This window comes from Mesorhizobium sp. LNHC252B00 (assembly GCF_000502955.1).
In the GTDB taxonomy this organism is placed as follows: Bacteria; Pseudomonadota; Alphaproteobacteria; order Rhizobiales; family Rhizobiaceae; genus Mesorhizobium.
This window is the reverse complement of the sequence record NZ_AYWO01000006.1, coordinates 35,319-52,262: the sequence shown is the minus strand read 5'-3', so window position 1 is coordinate 52,262 and position 16,944 is coordinate 35,319. Positions and strand designations below refer to the sequence as shown.

General features: G+C 60.0%; 15 protein-coding genes. 9 read left to right on the top strand and 6 right to left on the bottom strand.

Annotated features, from left to right (window positions below):
- Positions 1-64: 64 nt before the first annotated feature.
- Positions 65-733 (bottom strand): GntR family transcriptional regulator, encoded by a 669-nt coding sequence (locus X744_RS159275; protein ID WP_023758719.1) that lies wholly within the window; start codon positions 731-733, stop codon positions 65-67.
- Between the two features lie 130 nt (positions 734-863).
- On the opposite strand from X744_RS159275, the gene X744_RS159280 reads away from it, so the two are divergent.
- The 8 genes from X744_RS159280 to X744_RS159315 all read left to right on the top strand — a co-directional run bounded on the left by X744_RS159280 (position 864) and on the right by X744_RS159315 (position 9,693).
- Entirely contained in the window at positions 864-1,451 is a 588-nt protein-coding gene (locus X744_RS159280; protein WP_031260025.1) for an amino acid synthesis family protein, read from the top strand.
- Positions 1,444-3,273: an alpha/beta fold hydrolase gene (locus tag X744_RS159285; RefSeq protein ID WP_023758717.1), complete on the top strand. Its 1,830-nt coding sequence runs from the start codon at positions 1,444-1,446 to the stop codon at positions 3,271-3,273. The genes X744_RS159280 and X744_RS159285 overlap by 8 nt, the downstream gene beginning before the upstream one ends.
- A 5-nt stretch (positions 3,274-3,278) precedes the next feature.
- On the top strand, positions 3,279-4,328 hold the full coding sequence (locus X744_RS159290; RefSeq protein ID WP_023758716.1) for an LLM class flavin-dependent oxidoreductase: 1,050 nt from the start codon (positions 3,279-3,281) through the stop codon (positions 4,326-4,328).
- Positions 4,325-5,803, top strand: coding sequence for an aldehyde dehydrogenase (locus X744_RS159295; protein WP_023758715.1), 1,479 nt, complete (start codon positions 4,325-4,327; stop codon positions 5,801-5,803). Before X744_RS159290 ends, X744_RS159295 begins: the two co-directional genes overlap by 4 nt.
- A gap of 82 nt (positions 5,804-5,885) precedes the next feature.
- Positions 5,886-6,890 (top strand): ABC transporter substrate-binding protein, encoded by a 1,005-nt coding sequence (locus X744_RS159300; RefSeq protein ID WP_031260023.1) that lies wholly within the window; start codon positions 5,886-5,888, stop codon positions 6,888-6,890.
- Positions 6,891-6,957: 67 nt separating this feature from the next.
- The gene (locus tag X744_RS159305) at positions 6,958-7,818 is read left to right on the top strand and encodes an ABC transporter permease (protein ID WP_031260021.1); all 861 of its coding nucleotides are present in this window, start codon (positions 6,958-6,960) and stop codon (positions 7,816-7,818) included.
- A 1-nt stretch (position 7,819) separates the two neighbouring features.
- Positions 7,820-8,620, top strand: a complete 801-nt coding sequence (locus X744_RS159310; RefSeq protein WP_023758712.1) for an ABC transporter permease — start codon at positions 7,820-7,822, stop codon at positions 8,618-8,620.
- Complete coding sequence (locus X744_RS159315) at positions 8,617-9,693, top strand: ABC transporter ATP-binding protein (protein ID WP_023758711.1); 1,077 nt, start codon at positions 8,617-8,619, stop codon at positions 9,691-9,693. Before X744_RS159310 ends, X744_RS159315 begins: the two co-directional genes overlap by 4 nt.
- A 667-nt stretch (positions 9,694-10,360) precedes the next feature.
- On the opposite strand, the gene X744_RS159320 is transcribed toward X744_RS159315, so the two are convergent.
- The 3 genes from X744_RS159320 to X744_RS159330 form a co-directional block, all read right to left on the bottom strand.
- Complete coding sequence (locus X744_RS159320) at positions 10,361-11,737, bottom strand: ISNCY family transposase (protein WP_031260020.1); 1,377 nt, start codon at positions 11,735-11,737, stop codon at positions 10,361-10,363.
- A 380-nt stretch (positions 11,738-12,117) separates the two neighbouring features.
- On the bottom strand, positions 12,118-12,576 hold the full coding sequence (locus X744_RS159325; RefSeq protein WP_023758709.1) for a hypothetical protein: 459 nt from the start codon (positions 12,574-12,576) through the stop codon (positions 12,118-12,120).
- Between the two features lie 56 nt (positions 12,577-12,632).
- Positions 12,633-13,232, bottom strand: coding sequence for a hypothetical protein (locus X744_RS159330; protein WP_023758708.1), 600 nt, complete (start codon positions 13,230-13,232; stop codon positions 12,633-12,635).
- Between the two features lie 96 nt (positions 13,233-13,328).
- Between X744_RS159330 and X744_RS159335 the strand changes: the two genes are divergently transcribed.
- The gene (locus X744_RS159335; RefSeq protein WP_023758707.1) at positions 13,329-13,844 is read left to right on the top strand and encodes a helix-turn-helix transcriptional regulator; all 516 of its coding nucleotides are present in this window, start codon (positions 13,329-13,331) and stop codon (positions 13,842-13,844) included.
- 82 nt (positions 13,845-13,926) lie between these two features.
- Here the strand turns inward: X744_RS159335 and X744_RS159340 are convergent, their stop codons facing one another.
- Together X744_RS159340 and X744_RS159345 are read right to left on the bottom strand one after the other, a co-directional pair.
- Positions 13,927-14,952, bottom strand: coding sequence for an alpha/beta hydrolase (locus X744_RS159340; RefSeq protein WP_023758706.1), 1,026 nt, complete (start codon positions 14,950-14,952; stop codon positions 13,927-13,929).
- Positions 14,942-16,543 carry a hypothetical protein gene (locus X744_RS159345; RefSeq protein WP_031260018.1) on the bottom strand — a complete coding sequence of 534 codons (1,602 nt, stop codon included), beginning with the start codon at positions 16,541-16,543 and terminating at the stop codon, positions 14,942-14,944. Before X744_RS159345 ends, X744_RS159340 begins: the two co-directional genes overlap by 11 nt.
- Positions 16,544-16,944: the final 401 nt, after the last annotated feature.

The following is a 16,944-nucleotide window of genomic DNA, read 5'->3' as shown; positions in this document are numbered from 1 at the left end:
CGCACCCGGAGTCGCCCCCCGGGGACAGCCTTGCCGATTCGACAGAGGCAGCGTCAGGAGAAAATCAGTTGGGACGCAAGGACAGCCGCGCGATGTTCCAAGCCTGCTCGACATGGTGCCGGGCGGCGGCTTGCGCCTTGTCGGCCTCACGTGCCCTTATCGCGTTCATGATATCTTCCATCTCGGCGATCGCGGGACCGCGCCGGTTGGCCGAGGCGATCGTCATTGATCGCAATTGATTGATGCGCACGTTCAATCCTTGCACGATTTCCCAGGCGATCAGCTTGCCTGCGGCAACAAACAAATTCTCGTAAAAGCGCGATGTTGCCCGCATCACCTCGACGGGGATGCTTGAGGCCCATGCCTTGAGCAGGTCCTCATACGCGCGTTCGAGACCTTCAATCTGTTCGCTGGTTGCGGTGAGGGCGCAGGCACGCGCCGCGATCCCCTCAAGCAAGGCACGCAACTCATAGATCTCCTCCGTACGGTTGAGGTCGGGTCGCGCTACCGCCGGCCCGTGCCCTGGAATCATCTGGACAAGGCCCTCGGTCTCCAACTGACGCAGCACTTCTCGAACCACGGAACGACTGACGCCGAGTTGGTCGCAAAGCGGCCGTTCGACAAGCCTTTCACCTGGCTGGAACCGAAAATCCATGATCGCCTCGCGCATGCGTTCCAGCGCCAGGGTCCGAAGCGTTTTTGTCGAGCGCTCGATGCGAAGTGTATCGTCCATGGATTGGTCCTTTCACGAATGACGAAACCAGATTCGAATGCCTGTTGACAAGCCGCTTTGGCCGATAATAGTATGGTATACCATATTATGGAATGTGAGTTCAACCTTGGTCAGTTTCCAGAGGACCTCTATGAGCCCTGCTATTCGGAAGATAGTGACCCATGTCGAGACCACTCTGATCGAGGGTGGCAAGGCGGCACCCAGGCCCCTGCGTCTAATAGGCGTCGCTGCTGTCTTGGACAACCCGTGGGCAGGCAAGGGGTTTACCGATGACCTTTCGCCCGCGATACGGGCCTATGCGCCGGTGCTTGGCGAGTTGCTTACCCGTGAGATTCTTGCCGTCGCCGGTTCCGGCGAGGCGATCGAGGGCTACGGCAAGGCTGCCATCTGCGGCACCTCAGGCGAGATCGAACACGCCTCGGCGCTGATCCACACCCTGCATTTCGGCAACCACTATCGCCGTGCCGTTGGCGCCAAGACCTATCTCGCCTTCACCAATCTGCGTGGCGGGCCGAACACGCCAATCATGATCCCGCTGATGGACAAGAACGACGAAGGCCGCCGCTCCCACTATCTGACCGTGCATTTCCAGATCGGCGACGCGCCGGCGCCGGACGAACTGGTGGTGGCGCTCGGCGCTTCCATTGGCGGACGTCCGCACCACCGCATCGGCGACCGCTATCAGGATCTGAAAGAGGTCGGTGATCTGCATGGCTGACGCCGCCGCCCTTGCATGGGTCCGGGACACGGCTCCGGACGGAACCGGCTTCATCCGTGCCGGCTCCGGCGCGCCGGTTCTGCTCATCCACGGCGTCGGCATGAATGCCGGGATCTGGCAGGCGCAGATCGAGCTGATGCAGGATCGCCGCGAGCTGATCGCCATCGATATGCTCGGCCATGGAAATTCGCCGCTGCCGCCGGAAAACTCCAACCTGTCCGACTTTGCCGACCAGGCGATCCGCTTGCTCGATCACCTCGGTCTCGCCTCTGTTTCGATCGTCGGCCACTCCATGGGGGCGCTGGTCGCTCTCGAAATCGCCCTTCGCGCACCGTCGCGTGTCGACTCCGTCATCTGCCTCAACGGCGTGTTCCGTCGTCCTGAGGCATTGGCGCAGGCGGTGCGCGAACGCGCGGCAGCACTCGGCTCTCATGGCGATCCTTCGGCCATCGCCGCAACGCTTGCCCGCTGGTTCGGCGACCCGCTGCCGGCCACCCTTGCCAGTGCAGCCGCAACGGCACGCACGGCGCTTGAAGGCGTCAGCGCTCAGGGCTACGCGCGCACCTATCGCCTGTTTGCCCGCGCCGATACCGAGCATGTCGACCGCCTGGCCGAGCTCGCAGCGCCGGCACTGTTCATGACCGGATCGGAAGACAGGAATTCCACGCCGGCCATGTCGGCGGCGATGGCCCGACTGGCACCGCACGGGCAATGTCTCGTTCTCAGCGGCGAAAGACACATGATGACAATCGCTTCGCCGGAAAAAGTGACTCAACACATGATGGCGTTTCTCGATGCGGAGAAAGACGCTGCCATTAGGAGCAGCGTCCTTCTCCCCGTTACTACGGGGAGAAGGCAGACGGCTGCTGCATTTGACGCCGGCGAATTCAGGCGGGCGCTCGGCTCGTTCCTGACCGGTGTCACCATCGTCACCACGGTCAGTGCGGAGGGCGAGCCACGCGGCTTCACCGCCAACTCCTTCACCTCGGTCTCGCTCGATCCGCCGCTGGTGCTTGTGTGCATCGCCAAGAAGGCGTTGGGGCACAGCGCCTTTTCGACCTCAAGAGGTTTCGCCATCAACATCCTGTCGGAGAGCCAGAAGGCAGAATCCGGCATCTTCGCCTCCAAGGCCGCCGATAAATTCGCTTCTGTTGCCTGGCAGTCCGGGCAAACCGGCAATCCGCTGATCGACGGTTCCGTCGCCGTATTCGATTGCGGCATGGAGCAACTGGTCGACGCAGGTGACCATTCGATCCTGATCGGCCGCGTTCGCGACTTCACCCACAATGGCGCGCAGCCGCTTGGCTATTGCCGCGGCACCTATGTCACACCCGGCCTCAGCCAGGAGGCGCTGGCGGCAGCACCTCATGGGGCCGAAGTTGGTGCCATTCTCGAGAATGAAGGCCGCGTGCTGTTCTTCGAAACACCGGGCGGTTTCCACGAATTGCCGGCGGGTCGCGGGCTGGGCTCGCCGAAGGACGCTCGCAGCCTCAAGGGATGCCTCGCCGCCAAGGCTGTCGACGCACAGCTCGGCTTCCTGTTTGCGGTGTGGGACGACGCGGCCGATCCGTCGCGCTCACACGTCTACTACCGGGGAACGGTTACCGCACCCAATCCCAGCGATCGCCAGACGCGGCTTGTCGAGATCGACGATATCGCCGATCTGAAGATCGCCGATCCGGCGGTTCGTTCCATGCTGACCCGCTATATCAGTGAACGCACGGAAGATGCTTTCGGTGTCTATGTCGGCAACGAGGTCGAAGGCGAAGTCCGGCCGCTCGCCAGGGCCGCGTCGTCCCAAGCTCTTACTGGTCGCAGGTGATGCCAATGAAATTTTCGCTGTTCGTCCACATGGAGCGCTCGGATCTGGCGAAGCCGCATTCCGAGCTTGTTGCCGAACTGGAGGAACTTGTCGTGCTGGCCGACAAGGCCGGCTTCGAGACCGCCTGGATCGGTGAGCATCACGGGATGGAATTCACCATCTCGCCCAACCCTTTCATCACCATCGCCTATTTGGGCGCCAAGACGAGCACGATCCGGCTCGGCACCGGAACCATCGTCGCGCCGTTTTGGCACCCGATCAAGCTTGCAGGCGAAGCGGCGATGGCCGACGTCATCACCGGCGGCCGGCTCGACATCGGCATTGCACGCGGCGCCTATGCATACGAATACCAGCGGCTTTTCCCCGGGCTCGAAGCCTGGGGCGCGGGTCAGCGCATGCGCGAAATGGTGCCGGCGATCCGTGGCCTGTGGGATGGCGATTTCGAACTCTCCGGCGAATTCTGGTCGTTCCCGTCGACCACCTCGTCGCCCAAACCGCTGCAAAAACCTTATCCGCCGATCTGGGTGGCGGCGCGTGACCCCAATTCGCACGACTTTGCGGTGGCCAATAAATGCAATGTCCAGGTGACGCCGCTCGCCTCCGGCGATGGCGAAGTGGTGAGCCTGATGGAGCGCTTCAACACGGCCTGTGCTGCTCATCCCGAAATAGCGCGACCCGAGATCATGCTCTTGATGCACACATTCGTCGCCGAGGACGCAGCCGACGCCGAGCGTCTGACGCAGGACCTGTCGCAATTCTATTGCCAGTTCGGCGCTTGGTTCCAGAACAAGAAGCCGGTGCGCCAGGGCGTGCTGGAAGAACTGACGGAGGGCGAGATTGCGGCCATGCCGCAATGTGCACCGGACAAGATCCGGCAGCATCTTGTGATCGGCGAGGCAGACGAAGTGATCGCCAGGCTGAAGGCCTATGAGGCGCTCGGTTACGACCAGTATTCGATCTGGATCGACAGCGGCCTTTCGCATGAGCGCAAGAAGAAATCGCTGCAGCTGTTCATCGACAAAGTGATGCCGGCCTTCCAGGGACCGCGCGCGTGACGAGCACCGGCGAATTCAGGAACTACATAGACGGCCAGTTCGTGGAGGCCGCCTCGACCTTCGACAGCATCGACCCGTCGACCGGCACAACATGGGCAAAAATGCCCGCGGCTTCAGCCGCCGATGTCGACCGCGCCGTCGCGGCCGCACATCGGGCACTGCACTCCGGCCCATGGGCAGCGATGACCGCAACGGCGCGCGGCAAGCTTCTGGTGCGGCTCGGCGATCTGGTTGTCGCCAATGCCGACCGGCTGGCGGAACTCGAGACGCGCGACACCGGCAAGATCATCCGCGAGACGCGCGCCCAGATCGCCTATGTCGGCGACTACTACCGCTATTATGGCGGGCTGGCCGACAAGCACGAAGGCTCATTTGTCCCGATCGACAAGGCCGACATGGAAGTGACCATCCGACCCGAGCCGATCGGCGTCGTCGCGGCGGTCGTGCCGTGGAATTCGCAACTCTTCCTGTCCGCCGTCAAGCTCGGCCCGGCCTTGGCGGCCGGCTGCACTGTCGTCCTCAAGGCTTCGGAGGATGGCCCCGCCCCACTGCTGGCCTTTGCCGAACTCGTGCACGAGGCGGGCTTTCCCGCCGGCAGCGTGAACATCCTGACCGGCTTCGGCCATGATTGCGGCCACCGCCTGACCAGCCATCCGCTCATCGCCCGCGTTGCCTTCACAGGTGGTCCGGCAACCGCCCGCCAGATCGTCAGGAACACCGCGGAAAACCTTGCCTCCACGACGCTCGAACTGGGCGGCAAAAGCCCCGTCGTGGTGTTTGCCGATGCCGATCTCGACAGCGCCGCCAACGCGGTCGTCGCCGGTATCTTCGCCGCCACCGGCCAGAGCTGCGTCGCCGGCTCGCGCCTGCTGGTCGAGCGTTCAGTGAAGGACGAGTTCCTCGCCCGGCTCAAGCACAAGGCCGAGGCGATCCGGATCGGCGACCCGCAGGATCCCGAAACGGAAATGGGGCCGCTTGCCACATCGCGGCAGCGCGAATGGATCGAGAAGACCGTCGCCGAAAGCCTCACCAGTGGCGGCCGGCTGGTCACCGGCGGCAAGCGCCCCGAGGGCAAGGCGGACGGCTTCTACTACGCGCCGACGATCATCGAGGCATCAGACCAGAACCTTGCCTGCGTGCGCGAAGAGCTGTTCGGTCCGGTGCTGAGCGCGCTTGCCTTCGACAGCGAGGCTGAAGCGCTGTCGCTTGCCAACGACACCAGGTTCGGCCTCGCTTCCGGCGTGTTCACCACCAATCTCGCGAAAGCCCATCGCATGGCGCGCGGCATCCACGCCGGTGTGGTCTGGATCAACACCTATCGCGCCGTCTCGCCGCTGGTTCCGTTCGGCGGCTATGGCCAGTCAGGCCTTGGCCGCGAAGGCGGCATGGACGCGATCCGCGACTACACGCGTTCGAAATCGGTGTGGATACGCACCTCCGACGACCCAATTCCCGATCCTTTTGTCATGCGGTAGCCGCCGCGGACGGGGATTCGCGATCAAGGCGAAAACGCCGATCGCGAACAGCCAACAACGAAAACAAACAGAGGAGAACGACATGAAACTGATTTTCACCGGCATTGTTGCCGGACTGCTTGCAACGACGGCCGCCAAGGCCGAGGAAATGGTCTTCACCAGCTGGGGCGGAACAACCCAGGAAGCGCAGACCAAATCGTGGGCCGAGCCCTTCACCGCCGCGTCCGGCATCAAGGTCCTGCAGGACGGGCCGACCGACTACGGCAAGCTGAAGGCCATGGTCGACGCCGGTAGCGTCAACTGGGATGTCGTCGACGTCGAGATGGATTTCGCCATCAAGGCGGCCAAGGACGGCCTGCTGGAGCCGATCGATTTCGCCGCTGTGCCGAAGGCCGATCTCGATCCGCGCTTCACCACCGACCATGCCGTCGGCAGCTTCTACTATTCCTTCGTGCTCGCCTGGAACAAGGGCGCGGTGTCAGGCGAACCGGCCGGCTGGGCCGACATGTTCGACACCAAGAAATTCCCGGGCAAGCGCACCTTCTACAAATGGTCGGCGCCCGGCGTCATCGAGATCGCCTTGCTCGCCGACGGCGTTCCCGCCGACAAGCTATATCCGCTCGATCTCGACCGCGCCTTCAAGAAACTCGACACCATCAAGTCTGACATCGTCTGGTGGAGCGGCGGCGCCGAGTCGCAGCAGCTGATCGCTTCCGGTGAGGCGGCGTTCGGCCAGCTGTGGAACGGCCGCGTCTTTGCGCTTCAGCACGACGAAGCCGATGTCGGTGTGTCCTGGAATCAGAACCTGACGGCAGCCGACGTCCTGGTGGTGCCGAAAGGCGCCAAGAACAAGGATGCGGCGATGAAGTTCCTGGCTGCGGCAAGCAGCCCGGCCGGCCAGGCGGAATTTGCCGCATCCAGCGGCTATGCGCCTGTTAACACCAAGGCCAAGGCCGAAATGGCGGCGGACGTCGTGAAGTCGCTGCCGGATGCCCATGTCGACGGGCAGATCAACCTCGACATGAACTACTGGGCCGAGCACCGCGACGAGATCGCCACGCGCTGGTATGCCTGGCAGGCGAAATAAGCCTGCCTCTTGAACAGCACGGGACGAGGCGGCCAGCACCGTCTCGTCCCATAGCCGGATCACTGCCATGTCGGTCGAAACACGCCAGAGCCTACCAGGATTCCGCATGCCGGCAGGCTTCAACAGCCTGCTGCCGGCGCTGGTCCTGATCGTGCTGTTCTTCGTCGTGCCGGTCTTGGCCCTGCTCTTGCGCAGTGTCACCGAGCCCGAACCCGGCCTGCAGAACTACGCAACGCTGCTGGGTGACGGCACCTATGCCAGGGTGTTCTTCAACACCTTCCTCGTCGCGGCGGTGGTCACCGCCGTTACCGTCGTCGTCGCCTTTCCAGTCGCCTGGATGCTGGCGATCATGCCCTCCGCGCTGGCCTCGATCATCTTCGGCGTCATCATCCTGTCGATGTGGACCAATCTGCTCACCCGCACATATGCCTGGATGGTGCTGCTGCAGCGCACCGGCGTCATCAACCGAGCGCTGCTCGCCATCGGCATCATCGACCAGCCGCTGCCGCTCATCAACAATCTCACCGGCGTGACCATCGGCATGGTCTACATCATGCTGCCGTTCATGATCCTGCCGCTGGTCGGCACCTTGCGGGCGATCGACCCGATGACGTTGCGTGCCGCAGCATTGTGCGGCGCCAGCCCCATCCAGGCATTCCGTCGCATCCTGCTGCCGCTGTCGCTGCCCGGCCTCGCCGCTGGCGGCCTGATGGTGTTCGTCATGTCGCTCGGCTATTTCGTCACCCCGGCACTGCTCGGCGGCACATCGAACATGATGCTGGCCGAAATGATCGCGCAGATGATCCAGTCGCTGCTCAATTGGGGGTTGGGCAGCGCCGCCGCCTTCATCCTGCTCGTCGTCATCATGGCGCTCTACGCATTGCAGCTGCGCCTTGTCGGCGCCAGGCGCATGACGGGAGGCATCTGAGATGCTGCTCGACTACGACCGCATGGGTTGGTTGAAAATTGCGCTGCTCGGCTTCACCGCCCTGGTCGCCGCTTTCTTGCTCCTGCCGGTGGTTTTCATTGTTCTGCTGTCGTTCGGCTCGTCGCGCTGGCTGGCCTTTCCGCCACCTGGCTGGACGCTGAAATGGTACCGGGACCTGTTCGCCGACCCTTCCTGGCTGGAGGCGGCGCTGACCAGCGCCCGCATCGCCACGATGACGGCGATCCTTGCCGTGATGATCGGCCTGCTCGCCTCCTTTGCCCTGGTTCGCGGCCAGTTTCGCGGCCGCGAAATCCTTCGCGGTCTGCTGCTGACGCCGATGGTGTTGCCGGTCGTGGTGTTCGCCATCGCAATCTACGCCTTCTTCCTGCGCCTCGGTCTCGGCGGTACCAGCATCGGCTTCGTCATCGCCCACACGGTGCTGGCGCTGCCCTTCGCCATCATCCCGATCGCCACCGCACTTGAAGGCTTCGACAAATCGATCGAGGACGCGGCCATCGTCTGCGGCGCCAGCCCGTTCGAGGCCAGGCTCAGGATAACCTTGCCATCGATCCGGATCGGCATCTTTTCCGCCGCGATCTTTTCCTTTCTCGCCTCCTGGGACGAGGTCGTGGTGGCGATCTTCATGGCTAGCCCCTCCTTGCAAACCCTGCCGGTCAAGATCTGGGGCAGTCTGCGCTCGGATCTGAGCCCGGTCATCGCCGCCGCCTCCAGCCTGCTGGTCGGGCTGACGCTTGCCCTGATGGTGGTGACGGCGCTGCTGCAGCGAAAGGTCAAGACATGATCCAGCCCTTCCTCTCCATCCGCAAATTGCACAAAGCGTTCGGCGCGTTCACCGCCGTGCACGACGTCACCCTTGAGATTCCCAGGGGCGAATTCCTGACCTTTCTCGGGCCGTCGGGTTCGGGAAAATCAACGACGCTCTATGCCATCGCCGGCTTCCAGGATCCGAGCTCCGGCGATGTCCAACTGGAAGGCAAATCCTTGCTGGCGATACCCTCGCACAAGCGCAGCATCGGCATGGTCTTCCAGCGGTACACGCTGTTTCCGCATCTGACGGTGGCCGAGAACATCGCGTTTCCGCTTCGGGTGCGCCGCCGACCTGATGCCGAGGTGAAGAAGAAGGTCGCCGACATGCTGACCCTGGTGCGGCTGGAAAGCTTCGCCGCGCGCTTGCCCGGCGCACTGTCGGGCGGCCAGCAGCAGCGCGTGGCGCTGGCCCGGGCACTGGCCTACGATCCGCCGATCCTTTTGATGGACGAGCCATTGTCGGCGCTCGACAAGAAACTGCGCGAGGAGATCCAGGCCGAGATCCGCCGCATCCACCGCGAGACCGGCGTTACCATCCTCTATGTCACGCATGACCAGGAGGAAGCGCTGCACCTCTCGGATCGGATCGCGCTCTTCAGGGACGGTCGCATCGAGCAGACCGGCACCGGCGAGGACCTGTATCTCAGACCGGCCACCGACTTCGTCGCCGGCTTCATCGGCAATTCGAATTTCCTCACCGCCGAACATCTCGAAACCGCCAATGGCGCGGCAACGATCCGGCTGGCGGACGGTTCAGTCGTCTCCGGCGTGAGCGTCAACAGGACCTTCGACAAGGGGCAAAAAACCAGGCTGATGATCCGGCCGGAAGCGTTTGGCATGGAACGAAAGCCGGCGAGCGCGGAACTCGCTGTCGAGATCGTCGATGTCGCCTTCTATGGCGAACGACGGCGCATCGTCGCGCGCACGGCCACTGGACAGGAGATCGACATCAGGCCGACCTCCGCCGCCATGCGGTCGCAGGATCTGACGCCCTGCAGCCGTCAAGTCTTTTTCGATCCGGCGGCGGCATTCCTGTTTTCCGCATAACTGCCCGATCGAGAAAGCTCCTGCCAATGATCCTCCCGCCGCTCGCCGACGCGCCCCTCTTTCAACACCGGTGCCTTGTCGACGGCGAATTTGTCCGCACGCCGTGCGACCTCAGTCGAAAATCCGGCTGACGGCGCGCTGATCGCGCATGTTCCCCGCTTAGGGATCAAAGCGCAAGGCCGATTACCAAGCCGGAGAGGGGCGCCGCTGATCTCTTAGAGCGCCGTGATAGCAGTGTCCTAAGATTGCCTGGTGGCTTCGCGACCGAGTGCACGCTTTCCATGGGAGTCGCGGGCGAGCCTGATACAAGCCGGAAGGCCTTGAACGGTCAAAAAATGTGCTCTTCTCAAATGTAGCCGACGTGCTTTTTGAGAGAGATTTCTCTTTCGCAAACTACGAATCCGTGGTTGCACAGGACGATGTGGTCAACGAAGCGTTTTCATTTAATGTCATGTGGCGGTGATGTAGAAATGTCGCTCGCTCTGCAAAGTAGAAATGTCGCATCCTACGTTTGCGAGGGGCAGGGCGCAGCAAGTTAGAAATGCGACGGTGACGCGCTTCCTGGCGCTGACACAAGCGCCCGATCGGGCGTCAGCTGGTCGGGGTTGCGCAGCCCGGTCGGGCGCGTTTCAAGCTTGGCGCCTCGGCTTTAGCTTTGAGAACTGATTCACTCGGCAGCATCCAGCCTTGCCAGCGCTTGTTTTCGACGCGCGATGACAGCAGGATCATTCATGAAATCCGTCCTGCGGCCCGGCTTCGTTCCGCGCTTCCTGTAAGCGATCTGTTCGCTGTTGGTCTTGATCTTCGGCGGAGGCCGCGCCTCGTCCTGCTGAGCCTTGATCCAGGTCAGCACTTCGCCGAGCCGCTTGTTCTCGGTGACCGCGGCGTGGGTGACGCGCTGCTCTTTGTCGAAGACAGTGTAGGGCAGGGAGCATGCCTTCCACCGAACATCCAGGCGACCGTCGGCGAACTCGTAAATGTCGACATATCTGCCGACTAGCCCGCATGAGATATCATTCTTCTCCAGCATGATCTGCTTGCGTTCATAGGAGAAAGACAATTGCTGGCCGACATAGCGCTGCTCGCGTTTGCAGAGCAGGTCGCGGAGTCGATCAGCCGGCATGTTCAAGACACGGTGCAGATTGTCCGGCCGGGTAGGGATCTTCGCAAACTTGTCGTTGAAGCTGGTCGTGAATGCCGGCAGAAAAGCGTTGGCTTCGTCGATATCTGAGATGCCAGCAAGACGCAGTTCCTTCACAAGCCGGTCCTGCAGCGTGCGATTGACACGTTCGACCCGGCCCTTGGCCTGGCTAGAATTGGCGCACAGGATCTCGATGTTGAGTTCGGAAAGCGCTCGCCCGAATTGCGTCATGCCGCGGCCGGCGCTGGCCTCGGCCCTCGCCACCCGAAACACCGTGTGCTTGTCGGAGTAGAACGCTATCGGGCAACCATGCGCCTTCAGATAAAGCTCCAGGGCCTCGAAGTAACTGAACGTGCTCTCCGACTTCACAAAGCGAAGCTGCTGGAGTTTGCCGGTCGCGTCATCGATGAAAACGAGCAGGGTGCATGGGTCGCCGCGCTCCTCGAACCAACGGTGATCACTGCCGTCGATCTGCACCAGCTCGCCATAAGATTCCCGGCGCAAACGCGGCTGATGGAATGTCCGGCGCTGCTTGCGCGACAGCCAAATCCCAGCCTCCGCCATCCATTTGCGCAATGTCTCGCGCGACACGACCAGGCCGTGGTTCGCGGCCAGCTTCTCGGCCGCCAAGGTCGGGCCGAAGTCGAGATAATGTTCTCGGACCAACTGGATCGCCAACTCGCCGACGCCGGCGAAATATCGATGGTTCGATGGTCGTCCTCGAGCCTTGTGCCGAAGTGCCGCAGCGCCTTCAGCCTGGAAGGTCTTCAACAGACGCTGAACTTGCCGAGCCGACAGTCCCAGCAGCCGTGCGGCCGACACCATGGTCGTGCGCCGCTCCACAACTTTCGAAAGCACCTCAATGCGTTGCAGCTCGCGCTCGCTCATGAGGATCAATCCCATTCTGCCGTCTCCCTCGCTCGACAGCGAGCAGGGCGACATTCCTACTTTGCAGAATCAAGACATTTTAACTTTGCGCCAATATGTCAAAGTTCCATAAGATATCTTATGCGACTTTCATCAGTAAAAGCAAATATTTCTCAGTTATTCCAAGTATACATGGCTCGCGTATCAACCGCTTTGACAGTCCCATGGTGAATTTATATCTAGTGTTGTGACAGTCACTCCACTCTAAGCCTTGATGCGACGGATCTTATATTACTTACTATCACCTCATCGCCCGATAAACCTGGACGGAACACCCTGAACGCTTCTGCAACGCCGAGGTCCGACGCCGCGGTCAGACCATATCGCCCTTTGCTCGCCTGCCCTCTCGGGCGCATTCACTTGTGCGGCATGCAATAGACTCCCTCGGATTCCATCAGTACCGCGCCACCCTTCAACTCGCTCAGTGCGCCGACCCACGCTTCCGAATACGTGCGGCTGGCATCCACGGCCGTCAGCCATAGAACCCGGTTGTCGGCCAGTTCGACTTTAACTTCCTGCTGCAAAGGGCTTGCCTGCACAGTCTGTTGATAGTGGCGTTTGATCCTGACATTGCTGGCCGGGAACTCAGCTTCGTTGCTGCCGTAGTTCAGCACAAATCCGGTGTGGCCCTCAGCCACCGAGCAACTGCCATCACGCTCACACACGATTTTGGCAGCGGTCTTGCAGTCCCATTTCAGTGAAGCGGGCCACATCGGATTGTCCACGCTTGATCGCGGCCTGTCGCTCTGACCAGCCGCCGTCAACACTGCGCCTGTGTTCATAATCATAGTGGACATGAGAAGCGTCTTGAACACTACAAACCTCCCTGAATTATGGTCCTCACAGTCCTCGTCCTGCGTGATGGCTTGGCTTATGGCATGTTGAGATTGAACCAGCTTTTCTGGCGCATACCGTTCGCGTCGTCATACTCGATGAACCAGGGCTCTCCGCGCATCGGTCGAGCGATGGTGTAGTAGGTTGGGCCATTACCCAAGGAATGCCCTTTGTCGTTGCCACTTGTCTGGATTTTTGCCGTCACCACCTTACCTTCGATTTCGAGTTGGACCTGTCGTGATCCGTCTTCATCACGTCCGCCGAGGCCGCTGTTTTTGAGAACGCCGGGTATCGTGAGTCTGTCGGAGCTGATGCGGCAGATGTTCCGTTCGTGCCCCATTCCGGGTCGGTCGGAGTTGGCACCAACTGCTTGCCAGCCAAGCGGACAATCCTCATACTTCTCAAATTTCGCGGCGCTGGAGTTGGCTTGTGGACAGGTCGGCCAGTTAAAACCCGGGGCTTCCATCGCCGCAATCAACTTGTAGATTGGCGGGTGGCAAGAAGGAGTGCCCTGCCAATCACCGGACAGACAGAGGAGCACCTGACAGCCCCATTCCGATGCCTGTGATTGGGATGGGAGAGCCGCGGCGCCCGCGACGGCGGCGGCACTCACCAAGAAATGTTTCAGCATGGTCATAGCCTTTTCCTCGTTGCGATTTTGACACTTTACTATGGATGATTCGTGCGAAAAAGGACAAATCAAGAAGGCAGGTTTGTGCGACTACATCGATTTATGAAACGAGACGATGCGGGCGCGGTCGACAACCCCTTGCGCGTCAACATTGCGACCGTGCTGGAGCGGGAGAGAGCCAAGCGTGGCCTATCCCATATGTACATGGCCGAGCTGTTCCGCACCCCTGAAGGCGAAGGGCTCGCTTACCGAACTTACATCCAGACCGTTCGGCAGAAAAATAATGTCACATTGACGACGCTGCAGATCATGGCAAACGGCCTGCAAGTGTCTGTCGCAGAACTGCTCTCCGGCGGGAAAAAACTCCCCGAATGGGTGCATCAGCTGGACGAAACTGCGATCCGCAAGCGCCTTGCACACATCATCGACATGGAGCGGCAACGACGCAATATGCTCCGCTATGAGATGGCGAAGCTGATCGGCGTGGCGGAGGCGACATTCACGAAACTGGAGCGCGCGAGCGGCAACATCAGCGTGGACACGATTGCCGCGATCGCCAAGGCGTTGAAGCTTGACCCACGGACGTTCCTATTTTGGGATAAGGTCCCACCAACCTGAACTACGTGTTATTGGCTGCAGCCGGACGCGCAGGCACGCCTAACAGAGAATTTTCTGGTGAACTGACCGGCCAACGCCACACTCATGCTCGCCGGGCCGACTTGTCAGCGCACGACAGAAACCGCTTCAAGCTCAACCCGGCCCACAAAATGTAAGGCGGCATGGCGAGCGAATAATGACCACAGTTTAATTCCAAAATACTTGGCCTAGCACCGGCATCCTTCAGCCTCCGCATGAACCTCTCCGATAATTCTGGCAACACCACTTTGTCTCTCTTCGCCAACACAACGTGAAGATCGAGATCAGGCCGTGCCAAACAAAGTTCGTAATTCTCCAAGTTAAGCGGACCCCAGGCCCTTCTGAGATCGGTCAGCTCAATCTTAGGCTCAATGCTGTCACGTATCAGTCGTGTCGCGCGACCCGTCCAAACCATATCCGCTAGACTCCCCGCCGTCAGAAACAGCGAGGCTTTTGACACAGCCGAGTCGTGCGCCGCGACCAGCCCCGCAACCCACGAGCCTAAGCTCATACCGACAACCGAAATCTCTCGATAGCCTTCGCTCTTCAACCATCGTATGAGTTTTCGCCCATCCAGCACTGCCTGCCTTACAGATTGGATCGTTCGACCGAGATTAGGGCTAAGCATATAATCGGCGTGGACGGAGCCGGGACGGCTACGTTCTAAGTGATAAGGCATAGCAATCTCCACAACCGTGATGCCACGCTGCGAGAAAAAGTTGGCAATCTGACGATTCCGGGCGCTTGCATTCCAATGGTGAAAAATCACCATTGCCTGATCGAACGCCCCGCTTTCTGTGATTTTCGCCGAGACGACGTTGTTCTGTTCGACATCAGTAGAAATGTCCGATGGAAATTTGAGCCACCCATCTACCCTTTCAAAACCCTGATCACTCACACTCGGCTCATCGAAAAAGGCTAGATCAACCACGGCTTGGTCCGCAAGGGCACAGAATTCCTCGATACTTGTCATCTTCTTCGCACATGGAAAGGCGCGTTCCGCGTCAAGGACGAAATCCGTTGGTTTCTTCCCTTCCTCACCGCGAAGGGCCCGGCGTTCGTCCCAACGATCAAGCCAACTATGATACACTCTGTTTGTTTCCCAAATCACTCTCTCGCCATCGCCCCAACCCTGGATCGAACAGGCTGTAAAGCGCGACTAGCACTGAAATGGCCAGCAGGGTCGAAAAGCCGGCAAACGTGTCGATCAACAAGTAGCTGACAACAAGTAACGCCACGACCGCCGACATCTTCCACAAAGGCGTATGAACTCGACCCCCGACAACTAGTCGGATGGTGCCATACAGAAATACAAAACAGGTTGAAATAACGACAAGAAGGCTGCTGTAATGCGTCGGCATGCGATAGCGGAACCCGTTGGTCACATGCTCGCGACCTTGGAACATCGAAGACATATCGCCGACCAACCATGCCACAATATTCTCACCACTGGATGCCAGATAAGAGCTTTGGACCTTCATCCATATGGCGACCAGAACCCCCAAAACAGTACACCGAAAAACCGCACGCATCACTGTGAGGCCGGCTTCATTGAGTTCTTGCTGATGATCAACATACGACAGCTTCTTCAGCCTGTCCCCAATTCTCCAAAGATCATGAACAACCGTGTAGACCAAAATGAGACCTGCGAAGAAAAGATAAAACACCAGGCACATGTATAGGTAGGCTAGCCCCGTAAAAGCGACTGTTTCTGGGACAGATATGATCTCAGGACGCACAAGAGCTATTTTCCCCCAATCCATGGCATAGTTGCCACCGCCCCTCATCAACGGGATCAGGGACACGCCGATCCATTGAAAAAGACCCGCGAACAGCAAGCAAATCAAAAAAACCGACCAATAGGTGTACGAGGAAGAGTCAACGTTGCGCAACCAGGCGTCGTCGCCTTCCTGATCGCCCTGCACTGCAAGCTTTCTGCGCCCCTCACTTTTCCAGAAGACCAGCAACTCTATAACGAAGAAGAAAAACAGCGGTAAGAACACCATAAAGTCGAGTGTCCAATTTGCGGCCCAAAGAAATCCAACCTGCTTAACGAGCCCGTCGGCTCGCTCGTAGGTGACGTTGTGGATACCAATGATGTACGACAAAAAGCCGAGGGCGGTCATGCCGGCAAACACCGACGCCGGTAAATTCAGGGGAGATCCGTAACTAAAAAACGCCTCCGATTTCCTCGCCAAACTAAACCGCCGCCTCGGCCCCTTGGCGTCAGTATACCGTGTCAGCTCTGCCGGCGAGTCTGTCTTGTCATCGAAAGTCCCAGTCAGTGCGGTATCTGGAGCAATCCTGCTTGCGGCTCTCTTCCATTCTCGTCTCTTGGCCGATAAGCGCGATTGCGCCGCACTAAGCTCCATCTGCCATTCGCTAGTTGCGATCGGATCATCGCATCCAAAAATCCTCGCCAGCCAACGAATGTTGGTAGTGCTAATCCCCTTGTCGTTCTCCTGAAACCAAAGCTGCACCGTTCTCAGATCGACCCCAACCTGATTGGAATCAATCTGTGAAATCGCCTCTGCAAGAAGCTCGGGCGTCCATGGGCCTGCAGGAAACCCGTCTTTGCCTAACGGCCGACCCGCACCCGCCGCCGCCAATCGCTTGAATAATTCTTTGAAATCACTCCCGTCTCTCGGCGCCGGGAGAAATAACTTTCCGTTCGTAACCAATGACTTACGGGCTCTAGTTTCGTTCCATTTCGCTAGGCTTCGTATTTTATCGTGCCTTCGTCCTCGATCAACGGTTTTGTCAACTCGATTTTTGGCCGGCGAGGAGAGAGACCAGTCAAGGGACTGACTGCCCGGATCGGTCGCAGGGCAGGCGCCCACCTTACGAGCGGTGATGATGTTAAAAATCCTGGTGTTACAGACTTTACGGGCTGTCAGATGAGCAGTCCGAGTTCAGATCATGGACCGGCGCACCTTCGGCCGGTTCCCTGGTCTTCTAGTTGCCGGCGACAGAGTCGACGCAAGTTGCTGGCCAGCACCAACACCGGCGCCGAAGGCAGGCCGATGCCGAAGAATATCAAGCACGGCAAACCGGACATGCTCCCGACCCCGCGCCCGTGTCG